This is a genomic window from Skermania piniformis (assembly GCF_019285775.1).
Classification (GTDB): Bacteria; Actinomycetota; Actinomycetes; order Mycobacteriales; family Mycobacteriaceae; genus Skermania; species Skermania pinensis.
Window position 1 is genome coordinate 2494000 of sequence record NZ_CP079105.1, and the last position, 18407, is coordinate 2512406.

Below are 18407 nucleotides of genomic sequence, written 5' to 3' on the forward strand. Positions count from 1 at the left end.
TACCTTGCCAGCCCGATCCGACAGCGGCGCGCGACCGGACTTCTCCGCTCAGCCGTACTCGTGGACATCAGCCGTACTCGTGGACATCAGCCGTACTCGTAGACATCGACGGTCGTCTGTACCAATCCCTCACCGTCGATCTCGGTACGCCGATCCTGTCCCGGCTCGGCGACCAGCACCGACGCCACGATCCGGCGCCCGGCCGGCAGTACCCGGACGGTGACCGATCCTGCACCGACCGCGTCCAGTTCCCACGCTGCCGTGGAGACCACCACGTCGCGCACCTGGGGCGACACCGCGGCGAACCCGCCGTCGTCGAGCAACAGCACCTCCACCCCGCGGCCACGCGCCTCCCGCGCTGCCGCCGCCAGCTCGCCGATCGCCAGGTTCGGCGCGCGCAGCCCGTCCCGCAGCTCGGCTTCCAGCAGCCGACACTGGATCCGGTCGGTGTCGTCGAGCAACTTGCCGGCGGCGATCCGCTCCAGCATCAGCCGGGCGGCCCGGTCCAGCCGGGCCAGCTGCCGATCACGTTCCTCCAGCCGGGCTCGCATCGCCGCGTTCGCGACCGCGACCGTGGTGGTCTCGACCCGCAACTCGTACAAGGAGCGCTGGGTCGGCCGGATGATCGCAGCGAACACGGTCAGCGCCCCGACCGTGCCGACCGGGCCGATCGCTCCGGCGACGCTGGCCGAGGGCAGCCCCGCAGACCAGCCCACCAGTACCGTCACGGACACGATCGCGACCGCCGACGCCCACGCCGGCCCCGCCCGCCCCCGCACCGACAGCAGGCCCAGCACCAACCCGGACGCGATCGGCGCCGCGATCACGGTGAGCGGCCGGTCCGGTGGGGTGCGGGTGCTCAGGAAGATCGCCACCGGACCGATCGCGGCCACCCCGGCGGTGTACCTCGCCGGCAGTGGGTCGCCGCTGGGCAGCACCACCGCGCAACCGGCCAGCGCGATCAGGACGTAGCCGAGGATCATCGCGGGTGTGCCGCCGGTGGTGCCGACATCGCGGGTCGCCAACAACAGCACGATCGCCTCGAGCAGGGACAGCAACACCAGCCCCAACCAGCCGTCCAGGCCGATCAGGGTGCCGACACCGGGCCGATCAGGCGCGCGATGCACCGTCGACCCAGGTCAACGTCACCCGGGTACCGAAACCCGGCTTGGATTCCACCGTGCCCGAGCCGCCCGGGATCTGCTCCATCCGACCCACGATGCTGACTGCGACGCCGAGCCGGTGGGTCGGTACCCGGGCCGGGTCGAAGCCCACCCCGTCGTCGACGAACGCGACCCGGATGTCGTGCTCTCCGACCGTCGCGATCACCTGCCGATCGACCCGATTCGAGCCGGCGTGGCGGGCGCTGTTGCGCACCGCCTCGGCCAGTGCGGCAGTCATCGTCGACGCCACATCGACCGGCATCCGCAGCCGCCCGGCGTTCGGATGCCGGCGCACGGTGAACATCACCGCGACGTTGGCGCCCTGCACCGTCGTGCGAAGAAAATCGAGCAACGTGTTCAGGTCGACGGTGGCAGCGTCCGCAGCGCCGGAACGGAACTCGTCGAGCTGGGTGAGCGTCCGTTGTGCCTGCCGGGCCAAGACCGGCGTCTCCCGAGCCCGGGAGGCTTCGAGCAACGTCGACATCACCCCGTCGTGGGTGAGCGCGGCAAACCGGTTACGCTCGCGCTCCCGCGCCTCGTCCACGGCAACCGAGGTGGCCCGCAGCTCGGCGGCAGCGGTTTCCCGGTCGAGCGCCGCGGCGGTGCGCAGCGCGCTCCAACTGCAGATGGCGAAGACCGCGGACAGCGCCAGCGCCAGCGTATAGTCCTGCACCATCTCGTAGCCGGTGGCCCGGGCCACCCCGTGCGCATTGGCCAGCGTCGCCAGCCCGACCGACGCCAACAGGTAGGCCAACGCGGCCGTGTCCCGCCAGACCAGCACCGCGGCGACCGCGCCCAGATTCGCCACCCGGTAGATCCACAGCGTGTCGTCGGGTACGGCGGCGAACGGCATCGCCACCAGGGCCAGCGCGGCCACCGCCAGGTAGCCGACGGCAAGCAGACCGGCCGCGATCCGGACCCGCTCCAGCGGCGCCACGAACGCGAGCCCGGCGAGCAGCATCGCCGGCCCGAACACGGCGGACACCGCCAGCACGGTCCACCAACCGTCGATGAACTGGGCCTGATGGAGGATCTCCAACAGCTCGGCCAGCCCGTACAGCACCGAACCGACACCGAGCGCAAATGCCAGCGAGCGCTCGGTGCGCTCGCCCGAGTTGGACTCCTGAGTTCGGATCACCGGCGGCCCGGATTCACCGCTGCCGGGTGGGTGGCTCCGGCACCGGCAACCAACCGTCCTCCACCGCCCGTTTGTACAGATCGGTCTTGGTCGGTGCCGGCCGCCCGGCGTCGGCGTACTTCTGCCGGATCCGGGCGAGGTAGTCGTTCACGGTCTGCTCGGACAGACCGGTGAGCCGGGCCACCCGTGAGGCCTTCTCCCCCGACGCGTACAGGGTCAGCACCTCCTGCTGACGCGGGCTGAGCCCCACCCCGGCGAGACCGGGATCTCCGTCGATCGCGGCGGCCCAATCGGTGGTGACCACCTGTTCGCCGGACGCGGCTCGACGCACCGAATCGACCACCGTTGCGGCATCGGCGGACTTGCGCACGACCCCGAGCACACCGGCCTTCGCGGCGGAGCGCACCAGGAACGGGTTGTCCGCCCCGGTGAAGACGAGCACCTCGATCGCACGTTCGCGCAGCATCCGCACGTTGTCCTCGGGGACCGACCCGTCGGCCAGTCGTAGGTCGAGAACGACGAGGTCGAGCCGATCGGATCGGGCCAACAGGTCCGGCACCGTCTCGGCGGTCGCAACCAGGTCCAGGTCGGGCTCGGCGGCGAGCATCGCCGTCATACCCATCACCACCGACTCGTGATCCTCGACCAGGCCGATCCGTCGCTGGGCTCCCCCGCGGGGACCTCCTGCTCGGCGTTTCGCTGTCACCGGTTCTCGCACACCCGACCTACCTTCCGCACCTGCCCCCGCCCCCATATTGCACCCTAAACGGAGTGAGCGACGCCACAGCATCACGGTGACGCCGCCCACATTTCCGGAATATAGACGATCTTCACGACCCCGGATTTCTTCCGGATAACCTGCGACGACGTAAATCATTCACGATTGCCGAATGTAATAACTCGGGATCAGCAGCCAGATATTTTCCGGGGATCGTGTTTAACGTTATTTCACCGGCCCGGACCGAACAGCCTCGGGTCGAGCCCGAACCGCCGCTCCGGTTTGCCTGCCCGCGGTTCGGGACCCTTTAACCAGGGGCAGGACGGCCGCCCAACAGGGCAGCGGGGAGCGCGGAGAGGAATTTCCGCATGAAGCAGAATCGCAAGATCAGCACCCGTGCGCTCGGATGGGCCGCCGTCACCGGCGCGACAATTGCCCTTCCGCTCGGCATCGGCGCCGGAACTGCGAATGCAGCGAGCGGCAACTGGGACGCTGTCGCCGAGTGCGAAAGCAGCGGTAACTGGGGCATCGATACCGGAAACGGTTATTACGGTGGCCTGCAGTTCACGCCGAGCACCTGGGCGGCGAACGGCGGCTACGGGTCGCCGAGCAATGCCAGCCGGGAAGAGCAGATCCGCGTCGCCGAGAACGTCCTGGCCACCCAGGGCCGCGGCGCGTGGCCGGTCTGCGGCGCCTACCTGTAAGACCTGAGGTCGGCCGCTTTCCGAGATCACGACGGCGCCGTCACCCATCCGGGTGGCGGCGCCGTCGCGATGCCAGGCACCCGAGGCCGAACACCACGACTGCCACCGCGCCGAAGTAGACCAAAGCGCCGGTCCGGCCCCACGACGGCAGGAAGGCCAGCTCCTGCCCGGTCCCGAAGATTCCGTTGAGGAACGGCATGTACCGCTGCACGGTGTAGCCGTTGGGCAGCAGACCGACCGCTTGTTCGACCAGGTAGGTCCAGCCGAGCAGGCCGACGACGACACCGGCCGGATGCCCGACGACCGCAGCCAGGCCGACGCCGAGTCCGACCGCCAGGAACGCATAGAGCGGCACCGTGCCGACAAACCGAACCCCGACCGCGGAGAACAGATCCACCCCGCCGTAGACCTTGGGATAGAGCGCCGGCAACGCGAGGAGCACCAACCCGACCAAGATCGCGCTGCACGCCGCGGCCAGCCCACCGTAATACAGCCAGCGAGCCACCGGCCCGGTCCAGGCCCGCGGGTACAGGTATCGAACCGTGTCGGCCACCGCTCCCCGCTCGGCGGTGGCCTGCGCATAGGCCGCAACCACCGCCCAGCCCATCACCGTGAAGGTGATCACCCAGTAGACCGAATTGCCGGTGGCCACCGAGGTGACCTGGATACGGTCCGAGATCGAGGCGAAGCGCTCGGCGACCGTTGCCACACCGAACGTCACGACGAGCGGAAGCAGGATCGCACCGGGGACGGCGCCCAGCGACAGGACGCTGCGCGCGCCCCCGACCCGAACCGATTCGGCGCGGATACCCCGCCGGACCTGGCCCCGCCGGGCGTTCATCGGACCCGGCTCCCGGCAGCGTCCGGATACTCGGCCGACGAGCGTCCGACGACGGCGAGGAAGGCCCGCTCCAGGTCGGCATGCGCACCGACGAACTCGCCGACGGGTGCGTCGGCCAGCATCCGGCCGTCCCCGATCACGATCACCCGGTCACCGGTCCGCGCCACTTCGTCGAAGAGATGCGAAGCGACCAGCACGGTGCGCCCGTCCGCGACCAGCCGCCGCAGCAGCCCGCGTAACCAGCGGATGCCGTCGATGTCGAGACCGTTCACCGGCTCATCGAGCACGATCACGTCCGCGTCACCGAGCAAGGCTGCCGCGATCCCGAGGCGTTGCCGCATGCCCAGCGAGAGATCGACGATCCGGCGACCCGCGACGTCGGCGAGTCCGACCGCATCGAGCACGGCGTTCACCCGCGTCGGTTCGATGCCGCCGGCGTGCGCCAACCAGCGCAGATGCCGGCGCGCGGTGTGGCCGGGATGCGCCGCATCGACCCCGAGGTGCACCCCGATCTCGACGGCGGGCCGGTTGACCGCGGACAGCAGCCGACCGTTCACCAGCAATCGGCCGGCAGCCGGTCGGACGATCCCACAGATCGCCCGCAGCAAGGTGGTCTTACCGGCACCGTTGCGGCCCAACAGGTAGACGAGCTCACCGGCCGCAATCGTCGCGGTGATATCGCTCAGCACCACCCGTCCACCGAGCCGGACCGACACATTCTCGATCTCGATCATCGACGACCGCAGTGGCCCGCGCAGCTCACGCGTTGCAGTAGATGTCGAGCCCGACGGTCTTGACTCCGGCACAAAACGAGTCGGCGGACAGTTTCCAGTTACCGGCCAACTTCTTGAACTCGATCGTCATCCGAATCTCTGGCCGGCCGGCCGAGAAGCTGTTCAGCGTCGCCGTGACCCTGTTGCCATCCTGCACCAGCGGGCCGGTCATCTCGTTCCAGCCTTGGGGCGCGCGGAACAAGCCCAGCGCATAGACGGTCTTCGGCACGATGACCGCATCCATCCCACCCTCGACGTTTGCCGCCTTGGCCTCGTCGGAGGCGGGCGTCTCGACCAGGAACTCGACGATCGCATCGAGATCGTCCAGGCTGGGCTGGTCGGTGGTCACCGTGAAGTTCGGCGGGAGCGGCCGTGCTTCGGCGGGCGCCGCGGCGAGACCGATCGAGAGAGCGCCGACCGCCGAAGCGATCGCGGCGGCGAAACGTACCCGGTTGCGCGGCATGGGGTCCTCCGAACATCACCTGCAGCTCCAAGTCGAACCGCATTTGACGCGACAATAATCCACTAAATTAGCTGAGGCAACCCTTATTCTGCCAGGTGTCGCTCCGGGCCAGGCGCAGGGTGATCTCACAGTTGCCGCCCGTCGGATCGGGCAGGACCGCGACCGCGTACTGTCTCGCCAGCGCGGGAGAACTGCCCGCCAGACTCTGCTCGACCAGTCCGCGCACGACCCCGCGAGCGATCTCCGGGTGTCGTTCGGCGATGTCGCGCAACGGGCAGGAACAGATCCTCAGCTCGTGCGTGCCGAATGCGCTCATGCTGGAAGAGATCTGGAATCCGAAGCGTTGCAACGCTTCCTGCGTAAGCGTCAACGGATCAGGCAGTTCCGTGGCGGTGTGCGGGACCACCCGCGATGCCGCCCAGGCGCGCCCCGCGTCGACCGCCAGGTGCTCCCGGATCTCCGGTGTTCCGGCCAGCCGATCGAGCAGCAGGCCGACCAGCTCGCCGACCGGCGGATCGGGCACCGCCCGGTACCCGACACGCGGACGCCCGGCAGAGGTCAACCGCAGCGTGTGCGACGTTATCCGGCCGGTGTCGATCAGCTTCTTCAAATGGAATCGAGCGGTGCTGACGTGGATGCCGACCCGGTCGGCGAGCTGGCCGGCGTCGAGTGGGGCATCCGCGCCCTTCAGCTCCGCCAGAATGTGCTCCCGTTGCGCGGTGTTGCGCCCCCTCCCCGGCATCGTCGGATCAGCCGGGCTGGTCGCCGGGACCGGGCTGCGCGCGTTCCAGGATCAGGAGGGTGACCACCGCGTCGGCCGCGGCGGACAACGCATGAGTGACCCCGGCGTCGATGTGCACGGCGACACCCGGGCATAGTCGAATCACGTTGTCCCCGATCCTGATCTCCAGCTCGCCCTGCTGTCCGGTCAGCAGAATCGGGCGGTCGGCGCGGTGCTCCCGCATCGCCTGTCCGGCGCGAAAGCCGAGCCGGACCACGGTGGCGCCCGCCGTCCGGGCCAGCACGTCGAGGACCGGCCGCTCACCGCCGCCGGACGGGGCGAGGTCGGCCAACCCGTCGATCAGCACCCAACCCTCGACTGCCTTCTCGGTCATGGACGTTCCGGTTTCACCGCGACCATCTCGATTGCCGCCAGGTTGTCCCGGTACTTGGTGAAGGTTGCCCGCATGCCGAGCACCCGCCGCCGGGCATCGGCGTCACGCGCGACGTTGACGACGAAACGCAGGGCGCGCCCCAGCCCTTCGTCGGCGACGACCCGGCGCGGTTCCAGCAATGCCATCCGCGCGAAAGATACGATCTCGACCCGGAAGCCGGCATCGGTCAACAGTTTTCGCCATTCCTCCTCGGTCAGCGGCCGAGCATTGACCTTGATGGAGCGAGCCAGCGACGTGCGGATCTCGGTCTTGTCGTCCGCGTCGAGCGTGTCCGGATGCAGCGCCAGCTCGTGGATCGCATACCGGCCGCCGGGCCGCAGCACCCGGAAAGCCTCGGCGACGATGCCCGCCTTGCCCCGCTCGGACTGCATCGTGAGCATCGCCTCGCCGATCACGACATCGACAGTAGCGCTTTCCATCCCGGTGGCTGCGGCATCGGCGGTGAGTACCCGGCCGCGATCGCCGACCACCGCCTCGGTCAGCGACACCGCCGCGGGATCGGACTCGACCCCGAGGTAGCTCCGCGGACCCCGGGCGAGAATCTCGGTGGCGGTCTTACCCAAACCGGGCGCGATCTCCAACACGTCCGCATCCCGCAGCTCGGCGTCGTCGAGCAGTTGTTCGGTCAGCTCCCGCCCGCCGGGGCGCAACACTCGCTTACCCAGTCGGGCGAGCAACCAATGCCCCGGCATGTTCGCGCTGCCGCGTTCGGCAAACGGCAGCTGCGCGGCGTCTTGCTCAGGATGGTCGGGCACGGCGACTCCACAGTTCGGCATTTAAATAGTTAGGTAAGTCTAAATTATTTTCCCGTCATACCGTTTCTTTGACAGCTGTACTGCGCACCGGCGTCGACCGCGATGTCGGGCCGCCTCGATCATTGGCCCATGAGCCCCGCCGCGACGGTCGCACCCAGTTCCCAGCAGGCTTCGAGGTCGCCTTTGGCCGGCTTGCCCGACACCACCACGTACGCGGCCGCTTTCACCCAACCGAGGCCGGCGGTGATCGAGTCGACGGCCCGTTCGGCTCCTTCGGTGCCCTCGTTGCCGTGCAGGTACGCGCCGAACGGACGGCCCCGGCTCGAGTCGAGGATCTGATAGTACGAACAATCGAACGCGTGTTTGAGCGCACCGGAGATCGACCCGAGGTTCGCCGGAGTGCCCAGCAGGTAGCCGTCGGCGGCAAGGAAGTCGCTCGCCGACACCGACAATGCGGCGCACCGCACGACGTCGACCCCGGCGATCTCGGGATCGGTCGCGCCGGAGACCACGGCCTCGAACATCTCCTGGCAGTGCGGCGACGGCGTGTGGTGCACGATCAGCAATCGACTCACGGCCGATCCAGCCGTTCCAGGGCGACGGCACGCCGCATCGTCTCCCGGGCCCGCGGTCGATCGCCGGCGTAGTCGTAGGCGCGGGCCAGCCGGTAGGAACTGCGCCAGTTGTCGGGATCGGCCACCCACTCGATCTTGATCTGCTGGAACAGCTCGTCCGCCGCAGCTCGATCGATCCGCCCGGAGGCCCGTCGGGGCAGGTCGGACACGTCGAGTTCCCGGCCTTCGGACCGGATCCGACGCGCCAGCCGCTGATGTGTGTACCCGGCGCGCAGCGTCGCCGCCACCACCCACACGCCGAGCAACGGCAGGATCAGCACGCCGATACCGAGCCCGACCGATACCGGACCCCCCGCCGCGATCAGCAGCACCGCGGTGCGACCGAGCAGCGCGAAGTAGAACGCCAGCGCGACGACCAATGCCGCGACGAACAGAACCCCCCGAGTCACAGGTCCAACAGCGGCTCGATACCGACGGTCAGGCCGACGCGGTCCGCCACGCCGCGCACCGCGAGCAGTACGCCGGGCACGAACGACGTCCGATCCATCGAATCGTGCCGAATGGTCAGCGTCTCGCCGGCGGTGCCGAACAGCACCTCCTCGTGCGCCACCAACCCGGCCAGCCGCACCGAGTGCACCCGCACCCCGGCCACATCCGCCCCACGGGCGCCGGCGAGCTCCGTGGTGGTGGCATCGGGGCTGGGTGCACGGCCGACCGCGGCGCGGGCCTGCGCGATCATCGCGGCAGTCCGATACGCCGTGCCGGACGGGGCGTCGGCCTTCTGCGGGTGATGCAATTCGACGATCTCGACCGAATCGTAGAAGCGTGCCGCCTGGGCGGCGAACCGCATGGTCAGCACCGCACCGATGGCGAAGTTCGGCGCGATCAGCACGCCCACCCCCGGTTGTGCAGTCAGCCATTCCCGCGCCCGCGCCAACCGCTCCTCGTCGAAGCCGGTGGTGCCGACCACCGCGTGGATACCGTGCGATACCAGGAACTCCAGATTTCCCATCACCACGTCGGGGTGAGTGAAGTCCACAACCACCTCGGCACCGGATTCGACCAACGTCTCGATCCGATCACCGGCGTCCACCTCGGCGACCAGATCCAGGTCGTCGGCCGCCGCGACCGCCGCGCAGATCGCCCGCCCGACCTTGCCCTGCGCACCCAACACACCGACTTGGATCATCCTCGTCTCCTCTCGCCGGATCGAGCCTACTGGCCGGTCGAGCGGGTCCACGACGTGTCGGTTGCGCAGGTCGCGCAGCCGCGTATCCGGGATTTCCCCCATGCGATCGTCGTGCCCGGTATGCGACGGTGGTCCGACCGACGGCGCCCTGACCAGCGGCACCGTCCGACCCGCACAACCCTGCCCCACGAGGTGACGCCGTGATCCAGCCCGAATACTCACGCTTCGACTACGCCGAGGTCCAGCCGGCCCGGGCACAACACGTGCGACAGATGTCCCCGGACGAGGAACGAACCTGGGGGATGGTATCGCACCTGGTACCGCTGGCGGCGATGGTGCTCAGCGCCGGGGTCTTGGGATTCGTCGCCTCGGTGCTGCTCTACGTGCTGGTCAAGGATCGCGGACCGTTCGTCCGCCAACACGCCGCAAGCTCGGTGAACGTCCAGATCGTCACCGGTATCGTGCTGCTGATATCGATTCCGCTGATGTATCTCGTGATCGGCTTCGTGACCTACGGATCGGCCTTGGTATTCGCCTTCGTGGTGCACGTGATCGGGGCGATCAAGGCAAACCGGGGACAGTGGTACAACCCACCACTCACCCCACGATTCGTGAACTGAACCGGCTCATCGATGGGTGTACTCGACCATCTGCTCGTCGGTGACGACGCTACTTCCCCGGGAAACGACCAGTCCGGACGAATTCAACCGATACCGGGTCACCCCGTCGGCCGGATTGATCACGGTGTACCCGTCACCGTCCGGCGTGGGGTAGTCGAGCAGAATCTTCGCCCCGTCGCTGGTCCGGTATCCGAGGTAATAGGTGCGCCCGCCGGCGCCGGCGCATACCACCACAGTCGACCCGGTGGTCCGGCCCATCACCATCGCGGTGTCCGAGCCGTCGCAGCGAGCGCCGGCGGAAAGGAATCCCTGCTGGTCGGTACCGCTGACCGCACCGACCAACGGGACCGGTCCGGCCGACCGGCTCGCGGTGACCGCCGCCGTCGCCGCACCCGGCGCGGCGGCGCGGGCCGGGACCGGACCGGACGCCGACCGCTCACCGGATACACCTCGGGCGGACAGCAACCAGCCGAACACCGCGAGGATTCCGGTGAGCAGCATCATCGTCAACAGCACCGCCGGCAGCCGCCGCGGCCGTGCCGGGAGGGGACCGGGCGGGGCGGGCACCGGCGTCGGCCGGACCGGCCGGACGCCGACGTCGGTGGTGGACCCGAGCATCGGTGCGGCCGGCCGCACCACTCGGTTCGCCGGATCGCTCATCGCCGCGACCACGGCTGCCGCCGCCCGCTCGGCGGCGCGCCGATCGGCTGCCGTCAATGCGGCAAACGCCTCGCGGGCGAAATCTCCCGCGGTCGGGTATCGCTGCGCCGGGTCCTTGGCCATCCCCCGCAGAATCACCGCGTCCAGCGCCGCCGGAGCCGCCGAGCGAGCGCTTGCTCGAGGTGGGTCCGACATCAGGTGCGCCCGGACCACGCTGCCGATGGTGCTGGCCGGGAACGGGGCCGCCCCGACCAGCAACTCGTACAGCACGCACGCCAGCGCGTACACGTCGGCGACCGGGCCTACCGCACCGCCCTCCTCGAATCGCTCCGGCGCCATGTAAGCGTGCGACCCGACCGCGCTACCGGTCACGGTCAGCTTCGGATCGGAGACGGTTTGGGCGATCCCGAAGTCGGCCAGATACGCGAAGTCGCCCGGCGCGAGCAGAATGTTTTCCGGCTTGACGTCCCGGTGGACCAATCCGGCCTCGTGCGCTGCGTCCAGCGCGCTCGCGATCTGATCGACGATGGCGACCGCACGTGCGGGCGGCACCGGACCCTGGCTCTGGATCAACGTGCGCAGGTCGACACCGTCGACCAGGCGCATATCGATGAAGACGGTGCCGTCGATCTCACCCCAGTCGTGAATCGGGATGACATGCGGTTCCTGCAAGCGTGCGGCGGCATGCGACTCGCGACGGAACCGTTCGCGATACGCTGGATTACGCGCCAACTCCGCGTGCAGCAATTTCAGGGCTACGGTGCGATCCTTCACCGTATCGTGAGCCTCGTAGACGTTTCCCATCCCGCCGCGACCGAGTACGGCTCGTAGTTCGTAGTGCCCGAACCGCTCACCCGGGCCGATGCGTTGTGCGACACCGCTGTGGTCCACGTTCTGCCTTGCTCTACGTTCCTGTTCACCCGGCCGCGCTCGTCCCACGCCGCCCCGACGCATTGAGCATAGGGTGTAAAAACCATCCAGGTGCGATACCAGGGTGTCTGCAACGATGTCGTTCGAGCTCTGCGACCGGCCCGAAACCCCTGAAATGCGGGTTTTAGCCGCTTTACTCGTACCGCATCAGGAGTCCAGGAGACCGCCCATGGCCATCACCGACTGGCTGCTCGCCGACCGGCCGGAGGCGCCGGCCGGCCATCCCGGACCACATCGGACCCCGCCGCGCGTCGAGTCGCGGCAGCCGTGGTGGAAGGTCATGTGTCTGACCGGTGTCGACTACTTCTCCACCCTGGGGTATCAGCCGGGTATCGCGGCGCTGGCCGCCGGGGTCCTGTCCCCCTTTGCGACGCTGGTCCTGGTCGCGCTCACCCTGTTCGCCGCGCTGCCGGTCTATCGCCGGGTCGCTCGGGAGAGTCCGCGCGGCGAAGGCTCGATCGCGATGCTGGCCAAGCTGCTCCCGGGCTGGTCCGGCAAGGTTTTCGTGCTGGTGCTGCTCGGCTTCGCCGCGACCGACTTCGTCATCACGATGACGCTCTCGGCAGCCGACGGCGCCGCGCACCTGGTCGAGAATCCCCTGGTCCCGGCGGCGTGGCACGATCACAATCTGCTCGTCACGTTGGTGCTGCTCGCCTTGCTGGCCGCAGTCTTCCTCCGCGGCTTCGCCGAGGCGATCGGGATCGCGGTCGTCCTGGTCGGGGTGTATCTGGCGCTGAACCTGGTGGTCGTGGTGGTTGCGCTGGCTGCGGTGGTCCGGGCGCCGGAGCTGGTCGTGGACTGGCGCGACGCGCTGTTCGTCGAGCACGGCAATGTCGCCGCGATGGTCGGCATCTCCCTGCTGGTCTTTCCGAAGCTCGCCTTGGGCCTGTCCGGGTTCGAAACGGGGGTTGCGGTGATGCCGCAGATCCGCGGCGACGCCGGCGACACTGAGCAGCGACCGACCGGACGAATCCGCGGTGCACACCGACTTCTCGCCACCTCGGCGCTGATCATGAGTGTGTTCCTGATCACCAGCAGCTTCACCACCACCGTGCTGATACCGGAAAAGGACTTCGAGTCCGGCGGCCCGGCGAACGGCCGGGCCCTGTCCTATCTCGCCCACGACCACCTCGGCACCGCGTTCGGCACCTGCTACGACATCAGCACGATTGCGATCCTGTGGTTCGCCGGCGCTTCGGCGATGGCCGGGCTGTTGAACCTGGTGCCGCGCTATCTGCCGCGCTTCGGCATGGCGCCGGAATGGACGCGCGCGGTCCGGCCGCTCGTGCTGGTCTTCATCACCGTCGCATTCGGCATCACCTGGTACTTCGACGCCGATGTGGACAGCCAGGGCTCGGCGTACGCCACCGGCGTCCTGGTGCTGATCACGTCGGCCTCGGTAGCGGTTGCGCTGTCCGCGGCGCGCTCCGGGCAGCGTTCGCGCACTATCGGGTTCGCGCTGGTCGCCGTGGTGTTCGTCTACACCACCATCGCAAACATCATCGAGCGGCCCGAAGGGCTGCAGCTTGCCGTGTGCTTCGTCGTCGCCATCCTCGTGGTGTCGTTCATCTCCCGCTTCCTGCGCAGCTTCGAGCTACGCGCGATCGAGATCGACTTCGACGACGCTGCATCGGATCTGCTGACCCAGGCGCAACGCAACGGCACCGTACGGATCGTCACCCACGGCATCGACCGACTCGACGACGCGGAGTACGACGAGAAGGAGGCCGTGCAGCGCGCAGAGAGCGGGATCGACCCGGCCGACCCGATCGTCTTCCTGGAGGTCCGGATCCGGGACGCCTCGGAGTTCACCACCGATCTGCACGTGTCCGGCCGGCGGCAGGGCCGGCATCGCATTCTCACCGTGGACGGTGCAGTCATCCCCAATACGATCGCTGCGATCGCGCTGGCGGTCCGGGACCGATTCGGCGTGATCCCGCACGTGTACTTCGAGTGGACCGAAGGCAACCCGGTGATCAATCTGCTGCGCTTCCTGTTCATCGGCGTCGGCGAGGTCGCGCCGGTCACCCGTGAGGTGCTCCGCCGCGCCGAACCGGACGTGGCCCGCCGGCCGCACGTGCACGTCGACAGCTGAACCGGTACCACACCAGGGCGGGCCGAGCGGTCGACGGACCTGAACTCAACCCACCGGGGCCCGCAGCACGGCCGGTAGGTCGGTAGCCCGCCGATAGGGCCCGGCGACGGCCACCCCGAACGGCCGGGACAGCAGCCGGGCCGCAACGTCGGCGACCTCGGCGCAGGTCACGGCGTCGATCCGGGCGAGCGTCTGGGCCACCGAACGGTGGTCGCCGTAGCTCAGTTCGCTGCGCCCGAGCCGGTTCATCCGGGAGCCGGAATCTTCCAGGCCGAGCACCAATCCACCGCGTAGCGACCCCTTCGCCCGGGTGCATTCGGCGTCGGAGATGCCGTGCGCGGCAACGTCGGCGAGCACCGAACGAGCCAATCGGGCCACCTCGGCCAGGTTCTCCGGCTGGCACCCGGCGTACACCGAGAACGCCCCCGTATCGGCGAAGGTATCCACACTGGAGTACACCGAGTAGGCCAGCCCGCGCTCCTCCCGGATCTGTTGGAACAGCCGAGAGCTCAGCCCGCCGCCGATCGCGGTGTTGAGCACCGACAGCGGCCAGCGGTAGTGACCCTCGTGCCGGCCGAATGCCCGCACACCGAGGACCAGATGCGCCTGTTCACTCTCCCGGGCGATCACCTGCACGGTGGGCGCGCCGCGTAGCCGCAACTCCCCGGCCCGCGGCGGGGCCGGCACCAGCTCGGGGTCCAACCGGTCGGCAAAGGCGCGCCGCGCGAGTTCGACGGTCTGCGCGTGATCGACGTTGCCGGCGACCGCGACCACCATCCGGTTCGGCGTATACCGGCGTTGCTGGAACGAACGCAGCTGAGTCCGGGTGATCGCTTCGATCGACGCGGTGCTCCCGATCACCGGGCGGCCGATCGGGTGGTCGCCGAACAATGCGGTCAGGAACAGGTCACCGACCAGATCTTCCGGATCGTCGTCGCGCATCGCGATCTCCTCGAGCACCACCTGGCGCTCGACGTCGACGTCCTCGGATCGGCACTGCCCGCGCAGGACGACGTCGGCGACCAGCTCGATCGCCATCGGCAGGTCCTCGTCGAGCACATGCGCGTAGAAGCAGGTGTGTTCCTTCGAAGTGAACGCGTTGAGCTCGCCGCCGACCGAATCGACGAGCTCGGCGATCTCCAGCGCGGAGTGGGTCGGAGTCGACTTGAACAACAGATGTTCGAGAAAGTGCGCGGCACCGGCCACCGAACGACCTTCGTCGCGGGAGCCGACACCGACCCAGATACCGATCGAGGCCGACCGGACGCCGGGCACCCGCTCGGTGACCACCCGCAACCCACCGGGCAACGTCGTGCGATGCACCCCGACGTCCGGAACCGACGATGGAGTCGCCAGATCGGGCGCCGCCGAAGCGGCGCCCGATCGCGACCGACGAGCGCTACTCAGCCGAGACCTCCACCGGCTCGCCCGACCGATCCACCACGTCGTCCGGCGCAGGTCCGGTTTCGCCGCTGTCCGCGTTCACCGCACCGGAGTCCGGCGCGCTCGCGGTCTCCTCGACCACCGGTACCAGCGAGATCTTGCCGCGATTGTCGATGTCGGCGATCTCCACCCGGAGTTTGTCACCGACGTCGACCACGTCCTCGACCTTGCCGATCCGCTTGCCGTTGCCCAGCTTGGAGATGTGCACGAGGCCGTCCCGGCCGGGTAGCAGCGAGACGAAGGCACCGAACGCCGTGGTCTTGACCACGGTGCCGAGGAATCGTTCGCCGACCTTCGGCAGCTGCGGGTTGGCAATTGCGTTGATCTTGTCGATCGCCGCCTGGGCGGATGGGCCATCGGCCGCTCCGACGTAGACCGTGCCGTCGTCCTCGATCGAGATGTTGGCGCCGGTCTCCTCGGTGATCTGGTTGATCACCTTGCCCTTGGGCCCGATCACCTCGCCGATCTTGTCCACCGGGACCTTGATCGTGGTGACCCGCGGAGCGTACGGACTCATCTCGTCCGGGGTGTCGATCGCCTCGGCCATCACCTCGAGGATGGTGGTCCGGGCGTCATGAGCCTGACCGAGAGCGCCGGCCAACACCTGGGAGGGAATCCCGTCCAGCTTGGTGTCGAGCTGCAGCGCCGTGACGAAGTCCTTGGTGCCGGCCACCTTGAAGTCCATGTCGCCGAACGCATCCTCGGCACCGAGGATGTCGGTCAAGGCGACGTAGCGGGTCTCGGTCTTGCCGTCGGTGGTCACCTCGTCCGACACCAGCCCCATCGCGATACCCGCGACCGGCGCCTTCAGCGGCACCCCGGCGTTGAGCAGCGACAGGGTGGACGCGCACACCGAGCCCATCGAGGTGGAGCCGTTGGAGCCGAGCGCCTCGGAGACCTGCCGGATCGCGTACGGGAACTCTTCCACGCCGGGCAGCACCGGCACCAACGCCCGCTCGGCGAGCGCGCCGTGCCCGATCTCGCGCCGCTTCGGCGAACCGACCCGGCCGGTCTCCCCGGTCGAGTACGGCGGGAAGTTGTAGTGGTGCATATAGCGCTTGCTGGTTTCCGGGGTCAGGCTGTCCACCTGCTGCGCCATCTTGACCATGTCCAGCGTGGTGACGCCGAGGATCTGGGTCTCGCCCCGCTCGAACAGCGCCGAGCCGTGTGCTCGCGGCACCAGCGCAACCTCGGCGGACAGCGAGCGGATGTCGGTGACCCCGCGGCCGTCGATCCGGAACTTGTCGGTCAGGATGCGCTGACGAACCAGCTTCTTGGTGACCGCACGAAACGCCGCACCGATCTCCTTCTCCCGACCCTCGAAGGTCTCAGCGAGCGACTCCAGCACCGACGCCTTGATCTCGTCGATCCGCTCGTCGCGTTCCTGCTTACCCGAGATAGCCAGCGCAGCAGACAGTTCCGGCGTCGCGGTGCCGGATACCACCTGATGGACGTCGTCGGCGTAGGCCGGGAACACCGGGTAGTCACCGGTCGGCTTGGCCGCCCGAGCGGCGAGATCCGACTGCGCCTTGCACAACCGGGCGATGAACGGCTTGGCGGCCTCCAGCCCTTCGGCGACCACGGCCTCGGTCGGCGCGGTGGCACCACCCTCGATCAGCTCGATCACGTTCTCGGTGGCCTCGGCCTCGACCATCATGATCGCCACGTCGCCGGCCTCGGTCACCCGGCCGGCCACCACCATGTCGAACACGGCCTTGCCCAGCTGCTCGACGGTCGGGAAGGCGACCCAGGTGCCCGGCTCGCCGGATTCGCTGATCAGCGCCACCCGGACACCGCCGACCGGGCCGGAGAACGGCAGACCGGCAATCTGGGTGGACGCCGACGCGGCGTTGATCGCCACCACGTCGTACAGGTCGGCCGGGTCGAGGCTCATCACCGTGACCACGACCTGGATTTCGTTGCGCAACCCGTCGACGAAGGACGGCCGCAACGGCCGGTCGATCAGCCGGCAGGTCAGGATGGCGTCGGTGGACGGGCGCCCTTCGCGACGGAAGAACGAACCGGGGATCCGGCCCGCGGCATACATCCGCTCCTCGACGTCGACGGTGAGCGGGAAGAAATCGAAGTGTTCTTTGGGCTGGCGGCTCGCGGTGGTGGCCGAGAGCAGCATCGTCTCCTCGTCCAGATAGGCGACCACGGAACCCGCCGCCTGCTGGGCCAGCCGGCCGGCCTCGAACCGGATGGTGCGGACGCCGAACGCACCGTTGTCGATCACCGCAACCGACTCGAAGACACCGTCTTCTACCTCGGTAGCGGTGTCGGCAGTCGCCGTGTCCGGGGACGCGGTGTCCGGAACCGCGGCCTCCGCATCGGCGGAGAGCGTCTCATGGGAAAGAGTCATATTTGCGCGTATTACCTCTCGTCTGTCGCCGTACCCGCACGCGGGCGCGACACAACCCTTCTCGCCAGGCTGTGTCGCGGCACCCGGGGCGCGTCCCGTCTGGACGCGACGGCGCGGTGGCGGTCATCGATCGAAGCCCCCCGACGCTCGTCGTCGGCGGAGCCACTACCGAAGACCGACGCCACGATGTGGGTGGATGTCACGGCGGTCTGGTGTGTAGGTGTGGCCGGGTACCCGTGAGTAGGGCCGGACCGACCAGCGGGACAAGTCTATGCCCTGTCCCGCCGGTGGTAACTCAGGCGTGCCGGATAGCGGCGCCTAGCGCCGCAGACCGAGCCGCTCGATCAGCGATCGATACCGCTGAATGTCGACCTGCTGCACGTACTTCAGCAACCGCCGGCGCCGCCCGACCAGCAGCAACAGGCCACGCCGCGAGTGGTGATCATGCTTGTGCGTCTTGAGGTGCTCGGTCAGGTCGACGATCCGCTTGGTCAGCAACGCGACCTGCGCCTCCGGCGAGCCGGTGTCCTTGTCGTGCAGCCCGTACTCGGCCAGCACGGTCTTCTTCTGCTCGGCAGTCAATGCCACGGGAATTCTCCTGGTTACGTCCGCGCTCGGGGACGGGTCGACCGACCCGGGTACGGCCACCGCGAACCGCAGCGCGCACCGGGCGACCACCCTACCAGCGCTCCTGGTCATCTGCTCGGCACGCTGACGATCCACATCGAGCCCGAACTGATCCTGGCCGGTCATGCTGCTGTTCGATCCGCCGGCCCGATACCCGACGTCGACTGCGAGGTGCG

At 68.6% G+C, this 18407-nt stretch carries 18 protein-coding genes and 1 pseudogene; 3 read left to right on the plus strand and 16 right to left on the minus strand.

What is annotated here, in order from left to right; all coding sequences use genetic code 11:
• Nucleotides 1–86 precede the first annotated feature (86 nt).
• Genes KV203_RS11615 through KV203_RS11625 form a run of 3 tightly spaced genes read right to left on the minus strand, consistent with a single transcriptional unit; the run spans nucleotide 87 to nucleotide 2923 of the window.
• Nucleotides 87–1127 (minus strand): hypothetical protein, encoded by a 1041-nt coding sequence (locus KV203_RS11615; protein ID WP_066470803.1) that lies wholly within the window; start codon nucleotides 1125–1127, stop codon nucleotides 87–89.
• Nucleotides 1111–2301, minus strand: a complete 1191-nt coding sequence (locus KV203_RS11620) for a sensor histidine kinase (protein ID WP_066470806.1) — start codon at nucleotides 2299–2301, stop codon at nucleotides 1111–1113. Before KV203_RS11620 ends, KV203_RS11615 begins: the two co-directional genes overlap by 17 nt.
• A 13-nt stretch (nucleotides 2302–2314) precedes the next feature.
• Entirely contained in the window at nucleotides 2315–2923 is a 609-nt protein-coding gene (locus tag KV203_RS11625) for a helix-turn-helix transcriptional regulator (RefSeq protein ID WP_246600949.1), read from the minus strand.
• A 464-nt stretch (nucleotides 2924–3387) separates the two neighbouring features.
• On the opposite strand from KV203_RS11625, the pseudogene KV203_RS11630 reads away from it, so the two are divergent.
• A pseudogene (locus KV203_RS11630) lies at nucleotides 3388–3720 on the plus strand (transglycosylase family protein); the annotation flags it as partial.
• 43 nt (nucleotides 3721–3763) lie between these two features.
• On the opposite strand, the gene KV203_RS11635 reads toward KV203_RS11630, so the two are convergent.
• The 9 genes from KV203_RS11635 to dapB all read right to left on the minus strand — a co-directional run bounded on the left by KV203_RS11635 (nucleotide 3764) and on the right by dapB (nucleotide 9494).
• A complete protein-coding gene (locus KV203_RS11635; RefSeq protein ID WP_066470810.1) occupies nucleotides 3764–4564 on the minus strand; it encodes an ABC transporter permease in 801 nt (266 codons plus the stop codon).
• Complete coding sequence (locus KV203_RS11640; protein WP_066470812.1) at nucleotides 4561–5298, minus strand: ABC transporter ATP-binding protein; 738 nt, start codon at nucleotides 5296–5298, stop codon at nucleotides 4561–4563. The genes KV203_RS11635 and KV203_RS11640 overlap by 4 nt, the downstream gene beginning before the upstream one ends.
• Before the next feature lie 25 nt (nucleotides 5299–5323).
• Nucleotides 5324–5800 (minus strand): MTB12 C-terminal domain-containing protein, encoded by a 477-nt coding sequence (locus KV203_RS11645; RefSeq protein WP_157079813.1) that lies wholly within the window; start codon nucleotides 5798–5800, stop codon nucleotides 5324–5326.
• 67 nt (nucleotides 5801–5867) lie between these two features.
• A complete protein-coding gene (locus tag KV203_RS11650; protein WP_066470814.1) occupies nucleotides 5868–6542 on the minus strand; it encodes a winged helix-turn-helix transcriptional regulator in 675 nt (224 codons plus the stop codon).
• Nucleotides 6543–6549: 7 nt separating this feature from the next.
• Nucleotides 6550–6915, minus strand: coding sequence for a cupin domain-containing protein (locus tag KV203_RS11655; protein ID WP_066470817.1), 366 nt, complete (start codon nucleotides 6913–6915; stop codon nucleotides 6550–6552).
• A complete protein-coding gene (locus KV203_RS11660) occupies nucleotides 6912–7667 on the minus strand; it encodes a class I SAM-dependent methyltransferase (protein WP_246600950.1) in 756 nt (251 codons plus the stop codon). The genes KV203_RS11655 and KV203_RS11660 overlap by 4 nt, the downstream gene beginning before the upstream one ends.
• 182 nt (nucleotides 7668–7849) lie before the next feature.
• Nucleotides 7850–8305 (minus strand): flavodoxin family protein, encoded by a 456-nt coding sequence (locus KV203_RS11665; RefSeq protein ID WP_066470819.1) that lies wholly within the window; start codon nucleotides 8303–8305, stop codon nucleotides 7850–7852.
• The gene (locus KV203_RS11670; RefSeq protein ID WP_066470822.1) at nucleotides 8302–8754 is read right to left on the minus strand and encodes a hypothetical protein; all 453 of its coding nucleotides are present in this window, start codon (nucleotides 8752–8754) and stop codon (nucleotides 8302–8304) included. Before KV203_RS11670 ends, KV203_RS11665 begins: the two co-directional genes overlap by 4 nt.
• A complete protein-coding gene (dapB, locus tag KV203_RS11675) occupies nucleotides 8751–9494 on the minus strand; it encodes a 4-hydroxy-tetrahydrodipicolinate reductase (RefSeq protein WP_066470958.1) in 744 nt (247 codons plus the stop codon). Before dapB ends, KV203_RS11670 begins: the two co-directional genes overlap by 4 nt.
• A gap of 200 nt (nucleotides 9495–9694) precedes the next feature.
• On the opposite strand from dapB, the gene KV203_RS11680 reads away from it, so the two are divergent.
• Nucleotides 9695–10114 carry a DUF4870 domain-containing protein gene (locus KV203_RS11680; protein ID WP_246600125.1) on the plus strand — a complete coding sequence of 140 codons (420 nt, stop codon included), beginning with the start codon at nucleotides 9695–9697 and terminating at the stop codon, nucleotides 10112–10114.
• 6 nt (nucleotides 10115–10120) lie between these two features.
• On the opposite strand, the gene KV203_RS11685 is transcribed toward KV203_RS11680, so the two are convergent.
• Entirely contained in the window at nucleotides 10121–11665 is a 1545-nt protein-coding gene (locus tag KV203_RS11685; RefSeq protein ID WP_246600126.1) for a serine/threonine-protein kinase, read from the minus strand.
• Between the two features lie 208 nt (nucleotides 11666–11873).
• Here KV203_RS11685 and KV203_RS11690 point away from each other — a divergent pair, with 208 nt between their 5' ends.
• A complete protein-coding gene (locus KV203_RS11690; protein WP_066470829.1) occupies nucleotides 11874–13799 on the plus strand; it encodes an amino acid transporter in 1926 nt (641 codons plus the stop codon).
• A 45-nt stretch (nucleotides 13800–13844) separates the two neighbouring features.
• Here KV203_RS11690 and KV203_RS11695 read toward each other — a convergent pair whose 3' ends face one another.
• From KV203_RS11695 to rpsO, 3 genes are all read right to left on the minus strand, one after another.
• Nucleotides 13845–15206, minus strand: a complete 1362-nt coding sequence (locus KV203_RS11695) for a M16 family metallopeptidase (protein ID WP_066470831.1) — start codon at nucleotides 15204–15206, stop codon at nucleotides 13845–13847.
• Nucleotides 15199–17604 (minus strand): polyribonucleotide nucleotidyltransferase, encoded by a 2406-nt coding sequence (locus KV203_RS11700; RefSeq protein ID WP_083530078.1) that lies wholly within the window; start codon nucleotides 17602–17604, stop codon nucleotides 15199–15201. Before KV203_RS11700 ends, KV203_RS11695 begins: the two co-directional genes overlap by 8 nt.
• A 318-nt stretch (nucleotides 17605–17922) precedes the next feature.
• Nucleotides 17923–18192, minus strand: coding sequence for a 30S ribosomal protein S15 (rpsO, locus tag KV203_RS11705; RefSeq protein ID WP_066470972.1), 270 nt, complete (start codon nucleotides 18190–18192; stop codon nucleotides 17923–17925).
• Nucleotides 18193–18407: the final 215 nt, after the last annotated feature.

Bases quoted from the DNA above. Each gene is read 5' to 3' on its own strand.
- KV203_RS11625 (WP_246600949.1), bottom strand. From the start codon at position 2,923: ATGGGTATGACGGCGATGCTCGCCGCCGAGCCCGACCTGGACCTGGTT.
- KV203_RS11635 (WP_066470810.1), bottom strand. From the start codon at position 4,564: ATGAACGCCCGGCGGGGCCAGGTCCGGCGGGGTATCCGCGCCGAATCG.
- KV203_RS11640 (WP_066470812.1), bottom strand. From the start codon at position 5,298: ATGATCGAGATCGAGAATGTGTCGGTCCGGCTCGGTGGACGGGTGGTG.
- KV203_RS11645 (WP_157079813.1), bottom strand. From the start codon at position 5,800: ATGCCGCGCAACCGGGTACGTTTCGCCGCCGCGATCGCTTCGGCGGTC.
- KV203_RS11650 (WP_066470814.1), bottom strand. From the start codon at position 6,542: ATGCCGGGGAGGGGGCGCAACACCGCGCAACGGGAGCACATTCTGGCG.
- KV203_RS11655 (WP_066470817.1), bottom strand. From the start codon at position 6,915: ATGACCGAGAAGGCAGTCGAGGGTTGGGTGCTGATCGACGGGTTGGCC.
- KV203_RS11660 (WP_246600950.1), bottom strand. From the start codon at position 7,667: ATGCCGGGGCATTGGTTGCTCGCCCGACTGGGTAAGCGAGTGTTGCGC.
- dapB (WP_066470958.1), bottom strand. From the start codon at position 9,494: ATGATCCAAGTCGGTGTGTTGGGTGCGCAGGGCAAGGTCGGGCGGGCG.
- KV203_RS11690 (WP_066470829.1), top strand. From the start codon at position 11,874: ATGGCCATCACCGACTGGCTGCTCGCCGACCGGCCGGAGGCGCCGGCC.
- KV203_RS11700 (WP_083530078.1), bottom strand. From the start codon at position 17,604: ATGACTCTTTCCCATGAGACGCTCTCCGCCGATGCGGAGGCCGCGGTT.